Source organism: Ferruginibacter sp. SUN106 (assembly GCF_050611765.1).
Classification (GTDB): Bacteria; Bacteroidota; Bacteroidia; order Chitinophagales; family Chitinophagaceae; genus Ferruginibacter.
On the sequence record NZ_JBODJC010000002.1, the window covers coordinates 12,747 to 35,964 of the forward strand.

General features: G+C 35.7%; 33 protein-coding genes. 32 read left to right on the plus strand and 1 reads right to left on the minus strand.

Features of this window, described 5'->3' with window-relative positions:
- The first annotated feature begins 45 nt into the window (after window positions 1-45).
- From ACQ334_RS05995 to ACQ334_RS06025, 7 genes are all read left to right on the plus strand, one after another.
- Window positions 46-1,500 (plus strand): TlpA family protein disulfide reductase, encoded by a 1,455-nt coding sequence (locus tag ACQ334_RS05995; protein WP_430987267.1) that lies wholly within the window; start codon window positions 46-48, stop codon window positions 1,498-1,500.
- 251 nt (window positions 1,501-1,751) lie between these two features.
- Complete coding sequence (locus ACQ334_RS06000) at window positions 1,752-2,321, plus strand: Crp/Fnr family transcriptional regulator (RefSeq protein WP_430987268.1); 570 nt, start codon at window positions 1,752-1,754, stop codon at window positions 2,319-2,321.
- Between the two features lie 95 nt (window positions 2,322-2,416).
- Window positions 2,417-2,770, plus strand: coding sequence for a YciI family protein (locus ACQ334_RS06005; protein ID WP_430987269.1), 354 nt, complete (start codon window positions 2,417-2,419; stop codon window positions 2,768-2,770).
- Window positions 2,771-2,781: 11 nt separating this feature from the next.
- A complete protein-coding gene (locus ACQ334_RS06010) occupies window positions 2,782-3,198 on the plus strand; it encodes a hypothetical protein (RefSeq protein ID WP_430987270.1) in 417 nt (138 codons plus the stop codon).
- Window positions 3,199-3,362: 164 nt separating this feature from the next.
- Entirely contained in the window at window positions 3,363-4,163 is an 801-nt protein-coding gene (locus tag ACQ334_RS06015) for a hypothetical protein (RefSeq protein WP_430987271.1), read from the plus strand.
- Between the two features lie 220 nt (window positions 4,164-4,383).
- Window positions 4,384-5,271: a WD40 repeat domain-containing protein gene (locus tag ACQ334_RS06020; protein ID WP_430987272.1), complete on the plus strand. Its 888-nt coding sequence runs from the start codon at window positions 4,384-4,386 to the stop codon at window positions 5,269-5,271.
- 218 nt (window positions 5,272-5,489) lie between these two features.
- Window positions 5,490-6,767, plus strand: a complete 1,278-nt coding sequence (locus ACQ334_RS06025) for an OmpA family protein (RefSeq protein WP_430987273.1) — start codon at window positions 5,490-5,492, stop codon at window positions 6,765-6,767.
- 169 nt (window positions 6,768-6,936) lie between these two features.
- On the opposite strand, the gene ACQ334_RS06030 is transcribed toward ACQ334_RS06025, so the two are convergent.
- Window positions 6,937-7,866 carry a winged helix-turn-helix domain-containing protein gene (locus ACQ334_RS06030; RefSeq protein WP_430987274.1) on the minus strand — a complete coding sequence of 310 codons (930 nt, stop codon included), beginning with the start codon at window positions 7,864-7,866 and terminating at the stop codon, window positions 6,937-6,939.
- Window positions 7,867-8,051: 185 nt separating this feature from the next.
- Between ACQ334_RS06030 and ACQ334_RS06035 the strand changes: the two genes are divergently transcribed.
- The 25 genes from ACQ334_RS06035 to ACQ334_RS06155 all read left to right on the plus strand — a co-directional run bounded on the left by ACQ334_RS06035 (window position 8,052) and on the right by ACQ334_RS06155 (window position 23,186).
- Window positions 8,052-8,624: a hypothetical protein gene (locus ACQ334_RS06035; protein ID WP_430987275.1), complete on the plus strand. Its 573-nt coding sequence runs from the start codon at window positions 8,052-8,054 to the stop codon at window positions 8,622-8,624.
- A gap of 96 nt (window positions 8,625-8,720) precedes the next feature.
- On the plus strand, window positions 8,721-9,263 hold the full coding sequence (locus ACQ334_RS06040; RefSeq protein WP_430987276.1) for a hypothetical protein: 543 nt from the start codon (window positions 8,721-8,723) through the stop codon (window positions 9,261-9,263).
- A 120-nt stretch (window positions 9,264-9,383) separates the two neighbouring features.
- Entirely contained in the window at window positions 9,384-9,773 is a 390-nt protein-coding gene (locus tag ACQ334_RS06045; RefSeq protein WP_430987277.1) for a hypothetical protein, read from the plus strand.
- Between the two features lie 296 nt (window positions 9,774-10,069).
- A complete protein-coding gene (locus tag ACQ334_RS06050) occupies window positions 10,070-10,486 on the plus strand; it encodes a VOC family protein (RefSeq protein ID WP_430987278.1) in 417 nt (138 codons plus the stop codon).
- Between the two features lie 224 nt (window positions 10,487-10,710).
- A complete protein-coding gene (locus tag ACQ334_RS06055) occupies window positions 10,711-11,262 on the plus strand; it encodes a PsbP-related protein (RefSeq protein WP_430987279.1) in 552 nt (183 codons plus the stop codon).
- 128 nt (window positions 11,263-11,390) lie between these two features.
- Window positions 11,391-11,804 carry a hypothetical protein gene (locus tag ACQ334_RS06060; RefSeq protein WP_430987280.1) on the plus strand — a complete coding sequence of 138 codons (414 nt, stop codon included), beginning with the start codon at window positions 11,391-11,393 and terminating at the stop codon, window positions 11,802-11,804.
- Window positions 11,791-12,378, plus strand: a complete 588-nt coding sequence (locus tag ACQ334_RS06065; protein ID WP_430987281.1) for a hypothetical protein — start codon at window positions 11,791-11,793, stop codon at window positions 12,376-12,378. The genes ACQ334_RS06060 and ACQ334_RS06065 overlap by 14 nt, the downstream gene beginning before the upstream one ends.
- A 163-nt stretch (window positions 12,379-12,541) precedes the next feature.
- Entirely contained in the window at window positions 12,542-13,063 is a 522-nt protein-coding gene (locus tag ACQ334_RS06070; RefSeq protein WP_430987282.1) for a hypothetical protein, read from the plus strand.
- A gap of 216 nt (window positions 13,064-13,279) precedes the next feature.
- Complete coding sequence (locus ACQ334_RS06075; protein WP_430987283.1) at window positions 13,280-13,783, plus strand: GNAT family N-acetyltransferase; 504 nt, start codon at window positions 13,280-13,282, stop codon at window positions 13,781-13,783.
- 145 nt (window positions 13,784-13,928) lie between these two features.
- Window positions 13,929-14,393 carry a GNAT family N-acetyltransferase gene (locus tag ACQ334_RS06080; RefSeq protein WP_430987284.1) on the plus strand — a complete coding sequence of 155 codons (465 nt, stop codon included), beginning with the start codon at window positions 13,929-13,931 and terminating at the stop codon, window positions 14,391-14,393.
- Window positions 14,394-14,459: 66 nt separating this feature from the next.
- Window positions 14,460-14,939: a response regulator transcription factor gene (locus tag ACQ334_RS06085; protein WP_430987285.1), complete on the plus strand. Its 480-nt coding sequence runs from the start codon at window positions 14,460-14,462 to the stop codon at window positions 14,937-14,939.
- A 123-nt stretch (window positions 14,940-15,062) separates the two neighbouring features.
- Window positions 15,063-15,599 (plus strand): DUF4199 domain-containing protein, encoded by a 537-nt coding sequence (locus ACQ334_RS06090; RefSeq protein WP_430987286.1) that lies wholly within the window; start codon window positions 15,063-15,065, stop codon window positions 15,597-15,599.
- A gap of 56 nt (window positions 15,600-15,655) precedes the next feature.
- Complete coding sequence (locus tag ACQ334_RS06095) at window positions 15,656-16,129, plus strand: VOC family protein (RefSeq protein WP_430987287.1); 474 nt, start codon at window positions 15,656-15,658, stop codon at window positions 16,127-16,129.
- A gap of 188 nt (window positions 16,130-16,317) precedes the next feature.
- Entirely contained in the window at window positions 16,318-16,830 is a 513-nt protein-coding gene (locus ACQ334_RS06100; protein WP_430987288.1) for a hypothetical protein, read from the plus strand.
- A 49-nt stretch (window positions 16,831-16,879) separates the two neighbouring features.
- The gene (locus tag ACQ334_RS06105) at window positions 16,880-17,302 is read left to right on the plus strand and encodes a hypothetical protein (RefSeq protein ID WP_430987289.1); all 423 of its coding nucleotides are present in this window, start codon (window positions 16,880-16,882) and stop codon (window positions 17,300-17,302) included.
- Window positions 17,303-17,306: 4 nt separating this feature from the next.
- Entirely contained in the window at window positions 17,307-17,786 is a 480-nt protein-coding gene (locus ACQ334_RS06110; RefSeq protein ID WP_430987290.1) for a DinB family protein, read from the plus strand.
- 34 nt (window positions 17,787-17,820) lie between these two features.
- Window positions 17,821-18,552: a hypothetical protein gene (locus tag ACQ334_RS06115; RefSeq protein WP_430987291.1), complete on the plus strand. Its 732-nt coding sequence runs from the start codon at window positions 17,821-17,823 to the stop codon at window positions 18,550-18,552.
- A gap of 51 nt (window positions 18,553-18,603) precedes the next feature.
- Window positions 18,604-19,053, plus strand: a complete 450-nt coding sequence (locus ACQ334_RS06120; RefSeq protein ID WP_430987292.1) for a hypothetical protein — start codon at window positions 18,604-18,606, stop codon at window positions 19,051-19,053.
- Between the two features lie 22 nt (window positions 19,054-19,075).
- Window positions 19,076-20,023 carry a hypothetical protein gene (locus tag ACQ334_RS06125; protein ID WP_430987293.1) on the plus strand — a complete coding sequence of 316 codons (948 nt, stop codon included), beginning with the start codon at window positions 19,076-19,078 and terminating at the stop codon, window positions 20,021-20,023.
- A gap of 11 nt (window positions 20,024-20,034) precedes the next feature.
- Window positions 20,035-20,643: a M23 family metallopeptidase gene (locus tag ACQ334_RS06130; protein ID WP_430987294.1), complete on the plus strand. Its 609-nt coding sequence runs from the start codon at window positions 20,035-20,037 to the stop codon at window positions 20,641-20,643.
- Window positions 20,624-21,250: a hypothetical protein gene (locus ACQ334_RS06135; protein WP_430987295.1), complete on the plus strand. Its 627-nt coding sequence runs from the start codon at window positions 20,624-20,626 to the stop codon at window positions 21,248-21,250. Before ACQ334_RS06130 ends, ACQ334_RS06135 begins: the two co-directional genes overlap by 20 nt.
- Before the next feature lie 6 nt (window positions 21,251-21,256).
- Complete coding sequence (locus ACQ334_RS06140; protein WP_430987296.1) at window positions 21,257-21,745, plus strand: hypothetical protein; 489 nt, start codon at window positions 21,257-21,259, stop codon at window positions 21,743-21,745.
- A 20-nt stretch (window positions 21,746-21,765) separates the two neighbouring features.
- Entirely contained in the window at window positions 21,766-22,260 is a 495-nt protein-coding gene (locus ACQ334_RS06145; RefSeq protein WP_430987297.1) for a hypothetical protein, read from the plus strand.
- 98 nt (window positions 22,261-22,358) lie between these two features.
- On the plus strand, window positions 22,359-22,880 hold the full coding sequence (locus ACQ334_RS06150) for a hypothetical protein (RefSeq protein ID WP_430987298.1): 522 nt from the start codon (window positions 22,359-22,361) through the stop codon (window positions 22,878-22,880).
- Window positions 22,881-22,946: 66 nt separating this feature from the next.
- Window positions 22,947-23,186, plus strand: a complete 240-nt coding sequence (locus ACQ334_RS06155; protein WP_430987299.1) for a hypothetical protein — start codon at window positions 22,947-22,949, stop codon at window positions 23,184-23,186.
- Window positions 23,187-23,218: the final 32 nt, after the last annotated feature.

The following is a 23,218-nucleotide window of genomic DNA, read 5'->3' on the forward strand; positions in this document are numbered from 1 at the left end:
TTCGCACAACAAAAGTATTTGCAAGCATAATAAACAGTATTTTATTTGAAAAAGCTATCCGTTTCACTTGTCATCTTATTAGCTTACAGCCTCTTGTTTGGACAGAATAAACTGAACAATAAGCCATTTATAATTAAAGGGCAAATTGCAAACTGTCCAGAGAAATTTTTGCCTATCCACTTTCGTGATAAGAATGGACAAGTTTTAATTGATACCCTTAATCTCGATGAATTTGGTAATTTTTATTTGAAAACTTTTAAAGTTCAAGAACCACAGAAAGCTATAATTCAGAAAAATAGCTTTACTATCGACAATCTTTTTGTTGCTCCTGGTTATAACTTAACTATAACAGGAAATGGCAAAGACAATCTGACTTTTTTTAAAACAAAAAAAATAACTGGTGTTGGTGCCGAAAGTAATAAGTACTACAGCATTCTTGATTCAATTGCTCCTTTAAGATTAGGCATATCAAATTGGTTTCAATTAAATGAAACTAATTTATTGACTTATATACTAGAATATCGGAAAGTAACAGACTCAATAGTTCATGTTGTATTTGACAGAAAAGCTATTCAGGATAAGTTTTTGAAATACTTTGGTTCTTTGACTCGAATGGATAAATTATTTTATGAGCTATATATGTTAGTTACTCATGTAAATAACAATAATTACTCTTACGAAAAATCTATCTCCTTTGTGAGAAATAATTTTGACAGCAAAATATTAGAAAATTTATATAATTCCGAATATTTAGTTTCAGATGTATACCGTGATGCGTTAATATCAAATGAGTACATCAAATATTTAGTAACCTTAGATTATAAAAAAGATTCATCGCTTCGAAATCAAAAAGAATATAAGTTAAAAAAGATTAATGACACATATAAAGGAAAAGTAAAAGAATTTGCCCTATACAGGAATATGCAATTTCCTATAAGAAATATTAATTCCATTGAGCAACTAAATTATTTTAAGGATCAATATGCTAAGTACATTACGAACCTTAGTAATCATTATTTTAAAAAATCCATATTATCAAAATTTACAGAAAAGGAGTTAGAATTATTAAAAACACAAGTTGGAAACCCGGCACCCCAATTTACTTTAGAAAGCAATCTTAAAAAGCAATATAGCCTTGTCGATTTCAAAGGCAAGGTTGTTTATATCGATTTGTGGGCAAGTTGGTGTAGTCCTTGCAGAGCAGAAACCCCAAGTTTTAAAGAATTATATAATCAATACAAAAATGATAATAGAATAATTTTTTTGAGCATAGCAGTTGATGATGGCTTTGATGATTGGAAAAAAGCTATTGAAGAAGATAAAGCAGAATGGCTTCAACTTATAGATAAGGATAGAATTGTATCAAAATCCTATATTACAAACACTATTCCCAAATTTATTTTAATAGATAAAGAAGGCAACATTGTAAATTTTGATGCGCCAAGACCAAGTAGCGGAGATGAAATCAAAAAACTTTTAAATAAAGAAATTGAGCGATAAAATTGCCATGCAGGTAAAGAGTAGTCTGCCAAAAACATGGCTGGACAATATAACATCAACCAAGTGCAAACATCAACATCAGTTCGGGCTGAATGTTCAACCTTCAGTATTTAATTTTAACTTCAACTTTATATTTTCACTCAGGCTTTTGTTCCGGGTTGGACAAACAACTATTCGATGCCTTCGCAAATACCTGATCGTTGTGTGTAATACTACCCAAACCCCCTACCTACTTTAACAGACTATAACAAATGATAGAAGTTTTACGACAACATATAATCAGCAGACTTGGAAATGACATTGATAATTTAGACACTGTTTTAGGTTATTTCAAATCTCTGCACATTGACAGAAACCAATACTTAGTTGAGCAAGGACAAGTTTGCAAACAAGTTTATTTTATTGCCCAAGGTTGCCTTCAGGTTTTTGTTTACGACAACGATATGAATGAAACAACAAGAGACATCGTAACAGAAGGCTCCTGGTGTTCGGAACTATTAAGTTTTGGAAGTGGAAACCCGGCTACCGAAAATATCAGAACTGTTGAGCCTTGTGAGTTGTTGGCTATTGACAGGCAAGGCTTTCAAAAAATGATGGAAACTGTACCGCAGTTTGACAAAGTTTACAAACAAATTTTAGAAACATCTTACGCCAACTCTGTTTATCGTATCAACACTTTTATTGCCCTTTCTGCATTAGACAGAATAAAATGGCTGATGGAATTCAGACCCAAACTAATGACAAGGGTTTCAAGCAAACTCATTGCTTCTTATTTAGGCATCAACAAAGATGTTTTCAGCCGCTTAAAAGCCAGGTTATAAAAACATAGACATTTGTCATCGTCCAGCAAATTTTTACTTTTCATTTTTGCATCATCATTCACACCCGATAACTATCGGGATTAAAATTTTAAAAAATGAAAGAGTATTTATTATTGTTCAGAAATGCAAGTGCCGAAAACGGTTATTTAGCAACTAACCAGGATATGGCTGAAGATATGCCTAAGTGGCAATCCTGGATTGGTAATATCGCAATGCAAGGCAAATTGGTTCACACTGCACCAATTGAGTATGCAGCTTCATTGGTAAGCAATCAAGGCGTAGAACCTGGACCTCACAAAGAAACCAACACCGTTTTAGTTTCGGGATTCTTAATCTGCAAAGGTGACAACCTGGAAGAAGTGCAGGAATGGAGCAAAACCTGCCCCATCTTAAAGTACCAAAATAGTTCAGTAGAGATCAGGCCGTTAATCCCATTCCCAACAAACTAAAACTTCAAACTATGGACAAAATTTTAAATTCGGGAAGATATATTTTTCCATTGTCGTTTTTATTGTATGCCGGTTTGCATCTTGGAAAGCCAGACGTTGGCGCTGCTTTTGTTCCAGACTATATTCCATTTCCCTACTTTTGGAACTACTTTACATTAGTTTGTATTTTGTTTTTTATTGTTAGTGCGGTAATTGGCAAGTACGATAAACTTGCATATTGTTTGATGGCTCTTTATGTAATTCTGATGGCTTTTTTGGTTCACTTACCAAGAGCAATGGGACACGAGTTAGACACCACTGCAATGACAGCAAACCTTGACAGAGAAAAAGAACTTGAAATGGTAAACTTTTTTAGAAACATTATGGTAACAGGTGCTTTGCTGGCATTTGCTAAGTTTGTTGCCAAAGACAAAAGAGTTATTGGTTAAGCACTACAAACAAATTATTAAAGCCGGGGCAAAACGTTCCGGCTTTTTGTTGTTAACTTCAACTTTATAATTTCAATTGGGCAATAGTTACGGGCTGGACGTTATACAATATCCCACCTGCAGCAATACCTACCCGTTGTAAGCAAACTTGCAGACCAACCATTATGAGACTACTATCAATTATTTTTTTACTCCTTCTGATTTCCTGTTCTAAGTACACAAAATTAGACGGCACCTATTTTTCTACACAACAAGACTGCTTTATTATAGATGACAAAGATGGCGTTATTGAAAATAAACGAGACTATATCGAAGACAATCTTGTTTTAAAACAAAAGAATACTAAACTCAAGTTTCGTTCCAGATCGTATGGGTTAATGCGGCGAATTTTTAAAAGAAATATTTCAAAATACACTTTTAAAATCCTCTACAAAACAGAGGATAGTTTTATGGTTTCTCCAAAATCGAAATTAGCAAGGAAATATTTTAAAAACCGAGACAGCATTCTTTTTAAAACGAGATATCAATTTGCCGACCAGGCAAATTATTTTACGAAAATTATTTATCATTCAAGCCATTGCTTTGGTTGTTGCAAAGATTTATATCTTGAACTTGACTATTCAGGAAATTTAAAAGTTACTGACAACGGAAGTGGCAAGCGTGGATGCACAGATAGTGTATTAAATGACAATTATTTTGGAAAGGTATCCTATGACGATTTGGAAAGGTTAAAAAATATTTTGAAATATTCACAATTAAAAACTCTTGAATGGCCAAAAGAAAGAAATTGTTTTGACGCACCTGACATAACTTTAATTTTATATCAAAATGACAAGCGTTACTATTTCAAAGAAAATCAACCTTGTATCCCTATCGTAAGTTGGCAACTTACAAATTTTCTGGGGCGACTTTTCCGTTATAGTACTTTGCAAAAAATTGACACGACCTGGAAATACGAACAATAAAGCCTACGTACAACATTGGGTTTTATGCAAGTTGGGTAAAACCTTATAACATCAGCAAATTGCAAATCCCAGCTTCAGTTTCAGCATACGAATATCTATCAACTTTTGTACTTAACTTCATCAACATATTTTAAATCAGCAGTGGTTGTGGGCACAAGCGCCGAAAGCATTCGGGATAATTCCCAACCTGCATAAAGCTCTGCACGTTAGCGGTAATGCAATGACAGAACAACGATACGAAAAAATAAGAGCAATTTCAGCTACTGTTAATGGTGACAGATTTGCTGTTTCTGAATGGAATAGTAATGTTCAAATCTGGGATATTAAAAGCGGACTTGTTTCAAAATTTACGACCGACATTGTTTCGGGTATGACAAATGCAATCTCAATTGCAGAAGACGGCAAACAAATTGCAATTGCAGGTTACGACCATAAAACTGTAACTCTGTATGACGTTGATAGCGGAGATATTATCTGGCAAAGAAAGGACATCAAAAAGCCAGCAACTGCAATTATTCTAAATTATTATCCAAACCTAATTTACATTAACACTGAAAATCAAGGTGCGTTTTTACTTGACAGAAAAACCGGAGCAACAGTTGAAAAATTAAGGGGTATTGAATTTATCAGAGAAAATCCATATTCAGCTACCGACCTATTTGAAAAATCATCAACTTCTACACTTGCAAATAGAGGAGACAGAAAAATAATTAAGCGCTTTACACATAAATCTTTCGCATTACTTGATGCTTGTTTTTCAAAAGACAAAATTATTTGTGCTTATTCCACCAACCCAACTGAAGCAATTTCACTGAGCAATTTTGAAACACTATGGACAATAAATGTAACCGGGCATTTTCTTGACATTGAATACTCAAACGAACTTGACAAAATACTTGGTATTCGTTGGGAATATGAAAAGGGAAGTCCTAAATATTTATGCTACATAAATATTAAGACAGGAAACGTTGAAAAAGAAATTAACCTTGGAGAACCGATAGAAATAAAGTTTTTAAAACAAGGTAGCCTTATGCTGACAAGTGAAGGAAAGCTTTATTCAACAATTACAGGACAAGAAATAAAACAATTTGACTTTGAAAGTGAATAAGCACATACCGCTAACATTAGGTTTTATGCAAGTTGGACATTGCCAGCTAACTTCAGCTAATTGCTGTATCGTTGTATATTTGATTTTTATTCATCTAAGGATTTATTTGTATTTTATATGCATTATTGAAAGCGTGAAAAAGACAACTGTCCCGCTGGTACTAAGCTACCGTTGTGGACGTTTCTGCTACACCTGAACTTACATACTGATTAAATTTTATGATTCAACGGCTAATAATTCTATTTCTCTTTTTAGTACCACTAAAAAACTATGCTCAGCAGCAAAGTTTAAGGTATCAAATAAGATACAAGCAAAATAAGTATGAGTTATCCAACCAAAACAAACAAACTATATCCACAATTTCTGATACCCTGAAAGGGAAGACAAACTATATCATTTACATAAACGGGCATACAGATAGTGATGCTGACAGCAGCTATAACCAACAGCTTTCATTGAAACGAAGCCTTGAAGTAAAAAGTTTTTTGGTGGAGAAAGGAATTGACGAAACTTTAATAAAAGTTCAGGCTAAAGGGGAAGAACAACCACTTGTTGCAAATACTACTCCCTTGGAAAAAGCAAAAAACAGAAGAGTTGAAATAGTAGTATTGTTTTTGCAAATGCCCCGGGAGGAAGTCATTGAAATAAAAAAAGAAATGAATGAACCAGGTTGTAATGGCGATACCACAGTAATATTAGAAGGAGGATATGTATTGACAATGTCGAAGTGCGATTGGGATAAAAACCGCCAATGCTTACGGATTGAAAAAAGACTTAGCTATAAATTTAAAACCAAAGAAAACTGGCTGAAAAAACATGTTGGTTTCAAGGACTATAAAAAGGGAATCAGTTATGAACCGCATTATGAATTTTATGTTGTTGCCTGCAGAGATAGCTGCTTTCAAAATAAAATGAAGCTATATATCCCTCAATACAATGCCCGGGGGCTGAATATTTCGGAAAGATATTCACAGAAAAAAAATGACAAGAGCCAGTCTGCAACATTAGCATTTAAAAAAACCAAACTCGGGGATTCTGCTTACTACGTTGCTGATATATATTGCCCTGGCACATTAAATTGTGGTACAGACAACAGGTGCACTCACGATGTAACCCTGTACGCCAAAAATAAAATAACGATACTCTCCTATTCATATTATACCTGGAATCCGTTTTTTAACAAGGACTCGGCCAAAGCCGTAATACCTTTAAATGACAAAAGAGTAAAGGAACAATACAGAAACACATTTTTTCAAACGCTGAATATTTTGCATAAAGGCGATACCATTCAGTTTAAGAATATCCCTATTGACATTTTTGCACACGGAATAAATAAAATAAAAACCAAAGGCAGCAAAGACGATAAATCTTACTTTCTGTTTATACCTTACCGGAAAAGGTACAAGTGCGGACATTTTAAGAGATACAAAATCAGGGCAAAAGATATTGAGCACCTAAAACATTTTGACATACAGGATTTAGAAATTGAAAACTAAGTGACGATAAAGCCCGGCTTTAGTTCTTACTATTTAACTTTATCCAAAAGCCATGTAGCAGTTCCGGGAGGACAGCATTCTATTTCCCCGCCTTCGCCAATACCTGCCCTTTGTACGTCAATGTAAAAAAAATGAATTTTACCAGCACCAGTGAAGAGGCGTAAGATTCTTACGAGCTAATTTCAAGCTTATATCCTTTGCCTCGTATAACAGTAATTTTGATAGTTGGATCAGGTTCCAGTTTTTTTCTAAGTTTTGATATGAACACATCGAGACTGCGGCCTACTATAACTCCTTCATCTTCCCATATCTCTTTTTGCAGGCGGCTTCGCTCTATAGCTTCGTTGGGTGACAATGCGAAAATGCGTAGTACACGGGTTTCGGTTTTGGTCAGGTCGATGGCCTTTCCATCTATCATTAGCTTACGGGCCTCGGTGTCAAACGACATTGCCCCTAAAGTAAACATACCAGGCTGTGGGCCTTCTGGTGTGAATACATCAGTATTTTCATTCCCAGGTAAAGCCTTACCGGGCTTAACAGATCTCAAAAAAATAAAAACAATAAATCCAATAAATGTTACAAATGCCAGGGCTCCAAGCAAATATTTATTCTTTGCTGTAGTTATGCCCGTTGGTTTAAATTTAATGTTGATCATGTAACAGCCTATGGGTTGCTTTCTTCCTATACAGGTTATAATATCATCTTTCTTATTTTTTGATATGGCATATCCATACGCTACACTGGCATTGGCACAGTTAACTACGTTAACAACATAGTCACTTGCAAGCGGATCTTTGGCTAACAAACGCTGGGTAGTATTTACGAGAGAGTCGGGTTGAAAAGTAAAAGCCTTTTCAAAACTTACCTGGTATTCATTTTCGGCTATCTTTTTTACCGGGAGTACCTGCGATGTGCTGTCGCCGGACTGTAATAGTATTTCATGCCCGATCCGGCGGAGTAAAACTTCCCTCCTCGCAATATCAAAATCGTCGCTGCCCGCCATACTAAAAGCCACGCAGATGAAAGAGATAAACATGAATAGTAATAATCCATACAGGTATTTATGTTTCCCTGGCAGGAGATTTCTTATTACAGGCATAATGTGAAGATATTATTTACAAAGTTTACACTATTATTTACAATCCGGGTTCCTCCATCTGAAAATTATCAAAGTATTTTTGTTGCAACAATTTTAAAAGGATATGAAACCAAAATGATTTTGCCGGGACCCGCCGGGTAAATCATGATCACTTCATCACCATTAAAAAGCAAAAAAGTAAACAAATGAAAAATAAGAGAAACGTTTTGTTCTGCCTGGTTATTCTGTTAACAGGTGCAATCTATTTTGCCGTACAGGCGCTGCAAAAAAATGGCACTCACCGTGCGGACTTTTCCGGCGAATGGAAATCCAGAGAGTCGATAAGTATGGGCGGAAATATTGTTTGCTCGTATGACGAGGGTGATCGAATGCTCTCTAAAACAATGAAAATAGCAGAGCAGGCAGATTTTCTAACGATAGAAACACCCAACCCGGCTCCTGGTGCAGCACCGGCTACAAGCCAGGAGAAACTGGCCTTCGACGGTAAGGAAAACCAGATTGATCATGGCCCGGACAGAGGAAAAAAGTTTACCGTAAAGTTGTCAGCTGATAGACAAACTTTGACTGTTAACTCAATTGTACACCTGGTGGTTCCCACTCCTTATCATGTAGATCTTCGGAAACAAATGCTTGTTTACGTAACAGAGATTTGGAAGCTGAGCAATGATGGCAAGTCTATTGCTGTTCAGGCCAATGCAAAATCAGACTTATTTGGCGAGGAGCGTTCCTGGAAGACTGTGTTCGATAAAGTCAATTAGTACCTGATAACGTATTTGTATAAGCCTGACTCAGCAATGTCTTAAACGGACCTGATTTACCAACAGGTATCTATGTTAATTAAACCTACAAACAATATGAAAAAAGTTATTTATGCGCTGATCTTACTGCTGGTGGTGGTAAGCGGACTAGTATTTGCCAATCGTGAATTTAAAAATGGAACTGCTAAAAAATCTACCCCAATGCCAATCTCTGCTGCTGAAATGAAAGCCGGAAGGGAAAGGTGGGAAGCTACACCTGCCGGTATACAGTTCAAAAACTGGGAAGCGTCTCCCGAAGGTAAAAAAGTACTTGCCGGTGCTGCTAAAATAAGCAAACAGGTAAGTGATTCCAGCAATATGGAAGCTGTTGTAACGGCTCTTTCTCTTCCGCCAGGCTCACGCTTGGGTTTTGGTGTGATGGTGAGGATTAATGGTGACGATTATATTCTTAGTTTCGGGCTGGAAAACGCTGATGAATTTCAGCAATTGCATAGCCTGAAAGTTAACGACAAAATATTGATACGAAGCCATTTTGTATCGTACGCTCCAAAGTATGCATATCCAATAGTATCGGGCGACTATGTGGAACGGGATAGTAAAATAATTTATAAACGTGCCCCCCGCAAAGGCGGTTGCTGAGTAAATAAATTATGACATACATAAGATTTACCCGGCTTCAGTTGCCAGGCCGATAAATATAAAATACCTGTACAGCAAGAAGTAATCAACGTTGGCTGAAATTTCGCATACATTCACATTATGAAACCTCGTTTTTTATTTATCTTTTTTTTCTTTCTGTCTATATCCACTTTGGGACAAACACGAAATTGCAACGCTTTACATACAGGAGTTTTCACAGCAAGTTCTGAGCAATACGGTACCACAGTTATCACAAGAACAAAAAGGTTGCAAATTGAAGAAAATACGCTGTTAGGATATAAACTTGCATACACAATAAATTGGAAAAGCGATTGCGTTTATGAATTAAAACTTAAAAAAGTAATTAAAGGAGACCAAGCTTTAATCCGGGAAAGCAAATACATTCTCACCATTAAAATAACTCAAATAAAGCCGAATAGCTACATCACAGAAAATTCATCTACTTTTTCCGACGAAATTTCAACACACGAAATAAAAATAATTAAATAAACTCCAGCTAACAAAAAGTTTTGCTGCAAGTGCAGCTTGACAAACATCCCTGATCATTAATCCTTAACTTCATTAAAATATTTTTAATCAACATCGGGCAGGCAGAATTTTAATTCCACACCTGGGTGAAGTGTTGCCTCGTTAGCGGTAATTGTGAAATTACAACATAACAAATTCTGTTGCATTGTTGTATTAAACAATGCTTTGACGCAAATGCCCTTAAAATTGCCGGATTACCCACTCATAAATGATCAAGAAGAAAATTTATTTTGAAAAGTATTGAAACAACATTGACAATGAAACAAATTTTTATCAATTTACCAGTAAAAGATGTAGACGCATCAATGAACTTTTATACCCAATTAGGCTTTTCAGTAAACCCCTTATTTACTTTTGACGATCAAAAATGTATGGTATGGTGTGACCAGGTTTATTTGATGTTACAGACTTACGATATGTTCAAATCCGGGAATAAAAAAGATCTTCCTGATACTAAGAAAAATACCATTGCAACTTTTACGCTTCCGGTAGAAAGCCTAGAAAAGGTTAATGAAATTATTGAAAATGGCTTAAAAGCCGGGGGAACGGAACCAACACCTATTATTGATGAAGGATTTATGCAAGTTAGAAATATTGAAGATTTAGACGGCCATCACTGGGGTATAATATACTTAGACATTGAGAAATTTAAACAAATGACGGGAAAGAAATAGCCTGACCTAACAGCAACACAACGAACCGCAGACAAGTGATTTGCCGCAATTGGTGACAGCCAGAATATTGTGTTGTACTTTGATTTGGGCTGGAGGTAAAGCCCAGCTTTAGTTTGTAATATTTAACTTTATCAAAAAAACAGGCAGCAGTTTCGGGCGGACGAATATAAGAACCCCTACTATTTGCAAATACAGCCCGTTATGCATTATTTATAAGCAACTTTATGAAACCATTTTTGATTGCAATCTTTTTAAGCACGCCATTTTGGGGATTTTCCCAAACGGAGTCATCTTTACATTATTCTACCTATTCAAATGAAAAGTATACAATAGCATATCCTGAGACATGGAGAATTGACACTTCTAACATGCCCAGGGCAGAATTTAGTTTCTTCTCTCCAAAAGAAGATGCCACTGATACCTTTAGTGACAATGTAAATTTAATAGTACGGGATTTAACGAAACAACATCTCAGGCCTGATGCCACTCTTGATGAATTTGAAGCGTTTTCCGAAAAGCAAATCAAAACGCTTGCTGTGGACGTAACGGAATTTTCTGCAAAGAAAATTGAATTGAATAATACTGAATGCTATGAAATTAATTTTAACCTGACCTATCAACAATACCGTTTACACACAAAACAATATTATTTTATCAGCAACTCAAAATCTATTGTATTAACTATGAGCTGCGAACAGAAAAAACTTGACAAATTTCAACCTGTCTGGAATAGAATTTCGGGTTCATTTATTTATGCTACATCATTAACGATGTAAAAAATGGCTTTTTGCATGTTGTGCAGCACAAACAAACTTCAGCAAACCATCCGGCAGTGGTTTCGAACTGAACATTATACAATATTCGAATTGCCGGTTAACAAGAATCTGAACCATTAAGATGCATCATGACAATACTTAATTTTACAAACCAGGTAACCCGGATCCTGGAAAATAACAAAATACAATATGCTGTTGTAGGAGGGTGTGCAAAATTAATTTATCATAAAAACGTATCCACTTCCGACTTAGATATACTTATTGATAATTCCACCAATAATATTACCAGGTTTTTGCATTTTATGGAAAAACATTTTAAAACAAAAATAACCCTTTCAAAAATCAGGAATTACGATGTAGTGAAAGTAAAAGCAACGCCTTACTCTTTGGATTTTCACTTTAACCTTGATGGTGTTTCAAACAAAAATATTTTTGAGCACCTCCATTTACATTTGATTGAGCACAACCCGGTTCAATTCATTTCCGAAAAAAATTTACTTAAAAATTTAAACAAAGTAGCGAACAAAAATGGGATACATTAATGACATTTCTCGTATTTTCATACTTGACTATGATGACAGCAAAATAAATGATAAAGATTCAGGAGTTTTAAGAAATAATTTTGAATTTCTTGAATTCCGCGATAACCAGCACTCCTACTCTTATGATTTTAGATTTGTACCTACTTATAAATTATTAGAACTTAAACACAGAATACCAGATTTAAGTGACAATAACCGGAGGAAGAATCCCGGGGAATTATTGTTAAGTGATTTTATGACTGTTGAAGAAATCAGCCTTTTGACACATTTTGAATATGGTAAGGAAAAAATCCATGGCGCTATTGACCAGTTAAAAACACATCAAATTAATGCGTATTGGGAATTCCATCATTTTTGTCATTCAAAAGATATAGCCAGCGTAACTTCAAGCTTATTGAGATTTATTGAGGCTAATCCAGGCGTACCTATACTGACCTATTTAGAAATCTGGGATAATTTAGACGAATCTGATAAGGAGACGCTAAAGTTGGAGTTAAAAATGATTAATTTATTAGCGGAAGTGGCAGCCCGAAACGATTTAAACCTATTGATGTTATCATCATCAGATGTTTAGCAACACCTTTGCCTGCACCGAGTTTGGTGCAAGGGCGGCAGAATAAACATCGTTGATTATTAGTTTTTGTTTTCATCAAAATAATTTAATCAGCAGCGGCTATGGGCAGACGTGATTATAATACCACGCTCACACAAAGCCCTTAGTTATTTGTAATGGCAATATGACAATTCAAAAATTTATAGCAAGACTTAATTGGCGACAAGTATTAATTCACTTTATTGCTACCTGGTTTTTTATGTATTCATTTCAGACCCTTGCTGTTTTACACAACACCAATCTGATTGATATCTTAAGACATTCGGATAAAGGAGATTTAAGCGAAGCGCTAAGTAAAAAACAAGTGTCGGCAACAGAAGTAAGTTATTTTGTTATGTGGACCAGCCTCAGTAATACGTTTGGGTCACTTGTAGCTTTTATCATTTCCCTGGCTATATCTATTAAACGAAAGTGGTTTTGGTTTAATTCTATTATTGTATTTGTTTTAGTATTCATCCTGTCCCGATATGAACAGCTTGGCTGGAATTTTTTAAAAAATATATTTCTGACCCCGGGTGAAATTTTCGGAAACATTATTTTAGAATACCTGGCCAATGGAATCATTCTTTTAACTCTTGGTTTATTAACCTTTTTTTCAGGCAAGGCTAATAAGTTTATTGCCCCGGGAAAGACAGTTGCAGTTTAAAGCCACTGCAGCCGTAAAATGGTTTTATGCAAGTTGGGTTTGGCAAACAAATTTTAGCTGATTGCAACGTAAGCGTTGGTTCAGGTTAAAAAAACATCGCTGATCATTAGTTCTTATCTTCATAAAAATATTTTAAATCAGCAGCCGCCGGAATACCAATATGCAGCAAGCCCAGCATATTAGCGGTCATTGTAAAGGAGCGAAACATAAAAATAAATGGACAGCATAGAAATAAAAGAAATTTTTTCTGCTCAAAGTGAACAGTACAAAATGTTCTTAGACATTGCATTGCAATATGATGCAGAAAATCTTCTTATTACTCCCGGGGACAACATGAATGCTCCATTTCCTACAAAAGACAGAAACGACAATTTTACGCTTGGAGCGTATGCAAAAAATACTTTGGCAGGTATAGCAAGTTTTATTCGTGATGGAGAGGACAGAGAAAAATTAAGACACAAGGGGCTTCTGTCTACAATGTATGTTTCAAAAGAATTTCGTGGGTATGGTATTGCAGGGCAATTACTTGAAGAGATTATTAAAAGAGTAAAAACTATTGCTGCTATTGAACAAATTAATTTGATTGTGCTTTCAGATAATGTAAACGCAAAACGCCTTTATGAGAAATTTGGTTTTGAAAAATATGGCACTGAACTGCATTCAATAAAATGGGAAGGTAAATATTTTGCGGAAGACCTGATGGTGTTAAGACTTAGATAATAAATTCACAGAATGGATAAGGGGCCATTAACATGGGTGCCTGTTTCTCAGTCCTGACAAATACTTCAGACTTAAATACCTGATCATAAATTATATTTATAGTGCAGTTCTTTTTTAGGTTCCTGCAAAAAAATGACTATTAAAAATGGATATTATTGAACAACATTTTGGAGATTTTTATATAACCACTGACAAAACAAGGTTGGATATTGTTGCCATTCACAACTTTTTATCAAAGCACTCTGGCTGGAGCGACAATATCCCGTTTGAAAACGTAAAAACTTCTATTGATAATTCACTGAATTTTGGATTATTTCATAACGACAGGCAAATTGGTTTTGCAAGAGTTATATCCGACTTTTCCACCATTGCATATTTAGGGGATATTTATGTTTTGGATGATTATCGTGGGCAAGGGCTTTCGAAAAAACTAATGGACGTTGTAATGGCGCACCCCAACTTACAAGGATTGAGACGTTGGATTTTACTGACTTCAACAGCAGACTGGCTTTATGAAAAGTATGGTTTTACTAAATTGCCAAAACCGGAATTGTATATGGAACTTTTTAATCCTGGTGTTTATAAAGCGGATAAAAAGAGTGCCTCATAACTTCAATACTGCAGAAAGGCCATGCCGGAAGTCAGTAGAAAACTGCAAAATCTGTACATTTATACTATGACAGCTACCAAAAACTTTTTGCTGCGAAATAAAGCGACTATAATCTATGGCATCAGCCTTGCTTTTCTGCTGTTTTTCCTCAAATGGTTAGAACTCCGTTTTATAATATTTGACCATTCATTTGAAATCTACAGTGGGTTTATTGCAATCATCTTTACTGCATTAGGTATATGGCTTGCCTTAAAATTATCGAAACCAAAAATTGAAACCCTGGTGGTGGAAAAAGAAGTGTACGTAAGCAGCAACGAAGATTTTGTTCCGGATACAGCACTTATTGCTCAGCTTGCACTAAGCAAACGGGAAATGGAGATATTGGGCTTGCTGGCACGGGGGCATAGCAACCAGGAAATTGCCGCCACACTTTTTGTTTCATTAAGCACTGTTAAAACACACAATCAAAATCTTTTTGAAAAGTTAGATGTGAAAAGAAGGATACAGGCGGTTGAAAAGGCAAAAAAATTACGCCTCATCCCCTAACCCTACTACTTTAGTATGAAAATAAGTGCCCCCTTAGCTGTAAGAAAAAAAATGGCCGAAAGTATGAGCCTGAAAAGGTAATTCTATTTGATTTTTGGATTCTCAAACCAAAAACTTATTCAAATGAAAAAATTAGTAATTGTTTACGGAATTATCGCAGGGCTGATAGTTACCGGTATGATGGCTTTTTCCACTGGTTATTATTGTGCTAAAGGAGATTTTGAAGGCGGTATGATCTATGGCTATTCTGCGATGATCATTGCTTTCTCGATGATCTTTGTAGCCATTAAATCTTTTCGTGATAAACACAACGGCGGTACCATCAGTTTTGGAAAAGCATTTAAGACCGGCCTTTTTGTGTCTTTGATCGCATCAACGATCTATGTAGCAGGCTGGCTGATCAATTACTATTTCTTTATCCCTGATTTTATGGATAAATATGCTGCAGCTATGATTGCCAAAGCAAAATCCAGTGGTATGAGCGCAGGTGACCTTGCAAAAAAAACAGCAGATATGGCGCAGATGAAAGAATGGTATAAAAATCCTTTGTTTGTTATATTGATGACCTATGCAGAGATACTTCCGGTAGCAATAGTAGTTACACTTATCAGCGCACTGGTACTAAAGAGAACCACTCCCAAACAAATACCAACTACTTAGGAATAAACGTAAAACAGGTATCCTATATTAATAAAAGAATAATAATTTTACAACCCATGAAAAGAATAGCACTAACGATAACACTGATGGCAACTTCGTTTCTATTGGGTTTTGCTTTTAATACATTACTATCTAACAAAAAAAATACAACCATGAAAAAAGTAACAGGAATCGGCGGCATTTTCTTTAAATGTAAAGACCCTAATAAAGTAAAAGAGTGGTATAACACCCACCTGGGTTTAAATGCAGGGCCCTACGGAGCAAGTTTTGAATGGCGTGAAGCTGAAGATTCTTCAAAAAAAGGGCTTACACAATGGAACGTGAATACTGAAACAGCAAAATTGTATGACCCATCTGCGAAGGACTTTATGATAAATTACAGGGTGGATAATTTAGAAGCATTGGTGGAAGAATTAAAAAAGGAAAACGTAACTATCCTGGACAATATTGAAACCTATGATTATGGAAAATTTGTTCATATTATGGATATTGAAGGAAATAAAATTCAATTGTGGGAACCTAAGGATTAGGCGATGATCAAATTGTTCAGTTTGAAAGGTTGCCAACCTTAAAATAGTATTCTTTGTAAGTAAAGCTCAGAAAAAGGTTGGCAACCTTATCTTCAAACTGAAACACTACTAAGAAGTGGGTATTTTTGTTGTACAGCCTTTTATTTGTATTAACTTTTTTTATATCTTCAGTTTCTAAAAACTCATTTATGAAAACTTTATTCCTTTCTGTACTTTCCTTTGCTTTTGTCACATTGTCTTTTTCTCAATCAGCAGGTCAAATGAAAAAAAGATTAAATGAAGAAGCTATTCCAAAGGATATTTTGAAAAAGCAATACACCCTTTTGGTAAAGCTTGCATTTGACAATAAAAAACTGGTTGAAAAATTTACCAAAGCAATGGAAGAGAATTATACAGGCAAGTTTGAAATAGTACCTTATGATACTAAAATAGATGAGAATTATGCAGACACCAGTAAGTACAGGTACATACTTGCGGCACCCCACTCTTTAAGTAAAAAAGATTTTACAGGCGCCAATGCAGCAATAGCAAATGACACTAAAGGAATTGCTCCTACAAGTGCATGGTCAAAAGATTTTCATATTGTAGACCGGAAGAACCTTTCTGATTTCTGGAATACTAACCTTTCCGGACAAGATGAAGTAAAAATATTAAAATATTTAGCCGCAAGACTTTGTGGTAAAGACCCTGCAGAGGATTAACCTATTGGTTATTTTTTGCGGCCATTTAAATACTATTTAAAAATGTGTGATGAGAAAATTTTTTCTTGCCGCTTTTAAAATCACCCTATTCCAGGTTTTCTTAATCGTATTTTTCAGCACACTGAAATACATTCTTACTAGTTATAAACTCACTGATAAAATTCAGCAGCCGTTTATATGGATCTGTTTTGGCGCAGGTATCGTTTTTGTTTTGGCTATTGGTATTACCGGCATTATAGAAGACCGTTTTGGTTCCTATGAAGAGTGGCTGGTCAAACCTCAAAAAAATGCAACGGAAAGATTACTGGCCATATTTTCTTCCTGGGGAACTGCCATTCCGGTTGCGTTAGCCTATGTATTGTTACTCTACATTTTTATTCCCACTACCCTGTCGATGTTTATAGCATTATATGCCGGAATTGTAATCAGAAACAGCATTCATTTTTTTGCAAAAGCAAACATTCACAATTAAAAAAATGGAAACTGCAAATCAACTGGCTAATCGTTTTAAAGAAGTTTTTTTAGATGGTAAATGGGTTGCCAATACTAACTATAAAGAACAGCTTTCCAATCTTACCTGGCAACAGGCTGTTAAAAAAAACGGATCTTTAAATACTATTGCCGCACTTACTTTTCATATCAATTATTATATAGCAGGTGTGCTGCATGTTCTGGAAGGAGGTGCCCTTGAAATACGGGATAAATATAGTTTTAACATGCCGCCCGTTCAATCGCAACAGGATTGGGAAAACCTGTTGCACACCATGTGGGCCAATGCAGAAAAGTTTGCCCGCCAGGTGGCGGCTATGAGTGAGGAGGCATTAGAACAGACTTTTACAGATGAAAAATACGGCAGCTACCGGAGAAATATTGAAGCCATCATTGAACATAGTTATTATCATTTAGGGCAAATTACGTTGCTCAAAAAAATTATACTTACAGTTCCATCAGCATAAAACCACTCATTAAAAATAAATAAAACCCTCACCAATGAATAAGTACAAAAGCCTGTACAAATGGATGATAATACCAATGGTATTTATGCAGTTTGGCATTTTTAAAGATTACTGGGGCGACTTTACCGACAATGCATGGTCTGTGCATATACATTACTGGACGGGTACTGTTTGGTATATCTACCTGATCATTCAACCCTACTTTGCTACGCATGGCCAGATGGCAAGGCATAGAACGAATGGTATGATTGGAATGTTCCTTGCAGGTGGCGTTTGTTTAACAGCATTGAGTATGATGAACAGGGATATTGTAAACTCCAGGATGGCAATGGAAATGCCAGACAGGTTTGGCCCCTTTCAACCCTGGTTCTTCTATGGAGTAGCCGTTGTGGAAATTGTAATGATGACGGCTTTTGGATTTGCCGTAATAAAAAGTATCATTCACCGCAAAGAGCTTGAAAATCATGCCTGGTGGCTGATATCCACAGTATTTATTATTATGATGCCGGCTCTGGGCCGTGGCATACAAAATGTATACGTTGGTATGCATGGCAAAGATTGGCCCCATATAAATATTATTACGCCCCTTTACTTTACCCAGCTGCTCATTATAGGTATGCTTGTTATTGGTGCCTGGAAATATGGAAAACTAAAACATCCTGCCACTTACCTGGCAGTAGCCGTAAATCTTTTCATATTGTTTTTAGAGCCTGTGGGAAGATCAGCTGCAGTGCAACATTTTTTAAAAGCAGTTGTAAAAGGATGATTGAACGCCTTTATAAAACGGTTGGGAGTTTTAATACTAATCCCTTTGCAAATGAATAAACTTTGTGGATTTGCTTTATCTGCTGGTATAATACTGTGCCTGTTAACAGGCTGTTCCCGTGCTATTGAAATTGATATTGCCAGGCAATCATCAGACATAAATCATTGCGAAATAATCTTTGGCACTGATTTAAATACGCTGAAATATGAAAATGCTATCTTGTTACAAACGGGCTTTATAGATACTACCAATGAACAGGCACCGATTCCTATAGCCATCGTTATAATTGCCAAAAAAGAAATTATTTTAAAATTAATACGCAGCAACGAAGTTGGAAATGAAACCAGGCGCCTGTATGAAAATGAAGACTATAAATTAAATCTCACTTATAAAAAACAGGTTGAAGAGCATAATGAAATAATTTATAAAGGGAATTTTTCTATTGAAAATAAAGGCCTGAAGTCTGAATATAACGTTACAGGTTGCACTTGTAATTTATGAATACCATTAATCATCAATAGCAATGAGAAAATTATTTTACACGCTGATCTTTTTATTTTTTGCCAACCTTACCCGGGCGCAATACACCATTTGTGACTGCTGCACCTACTATTCTTTGCAATACGAAGAAGACTTTGAACATATTTTTGACCCTGCGTTAATAAAGAAAAACAATATTAAGCAACTGACTATTTATACCACATCAAAGCAGTTGCCTGCTAATGCAAAGGATACGCTGTATAAAATAGTAGATAAGGAGTACCGGGAAATGATACTTACTTTTAATGCTAATGGATTTGTGGATAGTAAAATATTTTTTAACCGGCTGGGGCAATTTCATTCAATCAACGAATTTGTAAGAGACAACAACAATAAGATACTTAGCAGAACTTTTCATTATTTAGATAGTTCGGGAAAGAAAGATGAAACATTTTCTGTTGACAGGTGGGTGTATAAGTATGCTGATAACAACCTGCAACAAATTAAAAAACTGGGCAGCAAATTTGCAGAACAACCAGACAATAAAAGCGATTATACCAACTTTGAGTATGATTCAAAAGGCCGGGTAATAAAAGAAACCAGGCAATTGTATTACGACTTTACTGCGTCTTCCTTTTATCAAACCAGCACAACCTATAACGATAGTACGCATACTTCCGTCGCCATTACAAAAGACAAAACAAAACTTTTCTCTACCGTAAATACCCGATACAGCCTGAACAACCAGCAACCATTAAATATAAAATTTATTGACGGCAGAAATAATAAACTGCTGGAAGAAAAAATATATACCTATTCAACAAACGGGCAATTATTAAAATTTGAAGTAAAAAATTCCGGCATGGGAACCGAATGTCCGGATGGTGGTAACCTTACGGATGAGTATATTTACTCCGGGCTAAACCTCATCAGCAAAATCAGGCATCATTACAACAATACGATTTGTGAATTAAGGTTCGATTATCGTTAAGCCACCATAAAATGCCAAAAGCAAAGGTTCCATTGTGGAAGTCAATACTAAAAAAGGCAGTAATTATTGTGCTGGTAATTATCATTGGCCTTTTTATTTTTTCCAGGCTAACCAGTAGTGTTACAAAAAACCTGGACAATTATATTTACAACCTGCCCTATGAAAAAGGTACAAAGCATAGCATTGTGCAAGGTTATGGCGGATTATTTTCTCATAAAAATATCGCTGCTTTAGATTTTGATATGCCGGCAGGCACACCGGTATTTGCTGCAAGAGAAGGTATTATTTATAACTATAAGGACGACAGCAACGAAGGTGGCCCTTTTCCTGAATATGAAAAAAAAGCCAACTTCATTATTGTAAAACATAGTGATGGCAGCTTTGGATGCTACTGGCATTTAAAAAAAGATGGCGTGGTGATAAAAAAAGGGTTTGTAAATAAGGGACAACTGATTGGTTATAGCGGTGCCACCGGCTTTGTATTAAGGCCACACCTTCATTTTTCAGTAAAAAGAAAATTAAACTACGATATGAACTCTTTTGTGCAAACCAGATTTAAGACCACCGATGGTATCCGTTTATTAAAAAATGGCGAACTTTATGAAAGGCCTGCAGATTAAAAACAAGTACTGCCCCAATTATTTAAACTTTACCGCTATCAAAAAAATTACCATCATATTACTATTGCTTTTGGGGCAACAAGCCTTTGCACAAACAAGTAAGCATAAACTTACAGCTGATACCAGTTTTTATTTATACTATGGCGTTGCAGGATTAGGCTCTAACCTGGGCAGCTTTGAGCCCACACTAAGAATTTACGACCGTCATTTTGCCTACACCAAAGAGCAAAACAGTTATTGGAGCGAAAGAAGTACAAAAAAAGAATTGATCTGTACAGGAAGAATACGGCAAAGCTCTGTTGATTCTATTCTTAAAATACTACAAGGCCTTAAAGACACCACTATTTACAAAACCAACCCGGGCATAATGAGTGGAAGTATTACCTATGTTGCCATTGCACAGGGCAGAGACACCGTTAATTTCACTTTAGACAACACTTCCGACACCAGGATTATTAAAATAGTTGACATTATAAACACTTATTTACCCAAAAACAAAAAGCTTTATGAATCAGCTGACGCAATAAAAAGAGAAGAAGCGTATTGGATACGATTAAGTAACGAGGTGATGAAACAAAATAACGACAGCATAAAAAGGAAACAATAAAATTTTATGAAAGACCTGGTAAAAACGCTGATCGTTTTAGGTACGCTTTTAATAAATGCTTTCCTCATTTATGCTTTATTATACGATCCTCTCAGCCAGGTACTGCTGGATAAAAATCAGCCTTACCGTATTCCGGATTCCAATATTATTGTTAACCTCGTTACTTATGGTATTATCGGCCTCCTTATTATCACTTCTGTGCTTCTGGCAAAAAAGGTATATCATACACAAAGAATATTTTATCCTGCCCCTTTACTTACTCTGGCGGTTATAGCAACAATTTTTATAGTAATGTTTACGGCCGAAAAATACCCAAGCTCCATATCGCAATATGAAAAAGAGGGCTACTTTTATAAGATAGAGATCTGGTGGAATACACGTGCCAATACAAGGACTTACAAAAGATGGAAAAGCATACATCCTTACGATGGTAAATCCAATACAGATACGATGCGATACCAGCTGGACAGTTTATCAAAATCTGAAGACAATTAACCGCACCAATAAATTATTCAATGAGTTTTTTCAGCAAATTATTTGGCAAAAAAGGTAAACAAGCCGATCCAGGTAATGGCCCTATGCCAACACGGCCGCTAAACCTTCAATTTGCCACTACACCTGCCAATGGGATTCAGTTTGCACAGCAATTTGTTGATGCTGTTAAGAAAAACGATAATAAAACACTTAACTATTCTGTGGATACGATCGACTTTGTTGAAGCGTTTTTACAACGGTTTAGTAATGAAGGTTTAACGGTGAATGATTTTGCAGAGACTATTTTTGTTGCAGGCTGTTATGTTGGCCAGGTGATGATAATCAATAATAACGGAGCATGGGTCAGCCAGGAAGAAGTAAAGTTACCAGAAGGTGTAAACATGATGCCCATAGTTATACAATTACCCAATGGGAATATTGCAGATCCTATCGCAAAAGCATTTAAAAGATTTCAGTATGGCAATGCTGAAAGTATCAGGTATTTCTACCAGTTTTTTACAGTAGCACAACCATAACCAGGTTGAAATGATGATACCTTGAAAAAAAAAGTTTGTTAACCTTTTATCATATTGATGTAAAGTAAAGCCGGAAATACGAACTTGTTATCGCACACATGAAACTTCACCCAACTATAGCATTCGTATTTCTCCTACTGCTTTTTTCCTGCAACCACCAGCAGAAAAAATTATTGCCTGTGCCTGTTGTAACAACAAAAAAAATTGCCACAAATGATAGCAGCGATATAAAAAATCCACTGGAAGAAATTTTAAAAACCATCCCAAAAGATATCAAACCAGTTTTTGGTTACCGATTCATTATTTCAGGCGATTTTGATGGTGATGGTAAAAAGGAACAACTTATTGAACATTTTTTTAGCGGAGTGGACAACAAAGAAACCAATAAATTTTACGAAGGCTTATCAGATTACGACCAGCTGGTTGCATTGACTGTGAAGAAAGACCCTGTCTCATTTGTTTTGTCAGACAATAAAAATATTGACACATTAGGTATATCTTCAACCAGCCAATTACTCGGTCTTTCTTTTTTAAAAAATGAAGGTGATTTAAATGGTGACGGAACTGATGAAGTATCGTATGTAGTAAACTGGGCCAGCTGGTCGAGCGTTAACACCTAGCATATAGTAACATTTAAAAATAAAAAATGGCAGGAGTTATATTCCTTTTCTATCTCGGCGTGGCAGTTGCCCGACCTTCCTGAAACCTTTACCCAATATGGTTTGTTTGGGGTTGAAAATAAAAATGCCGCTGCAGCAAATGATACCACCAATAGCCGTATAGAAAAGGAGTTTAATAGTTTTAAGGGGCTTGTAAAAAAAATTAAGGATAATTCTATTCAGATCATCTTTATGAATGATAAAGCTGATCTTGATACCATGATCGTTGATTTGAAAAGGGAAGGACTTAAACATACCATTAATTAAAATCAATATAGCATTGTTAGCATCAATTTCAA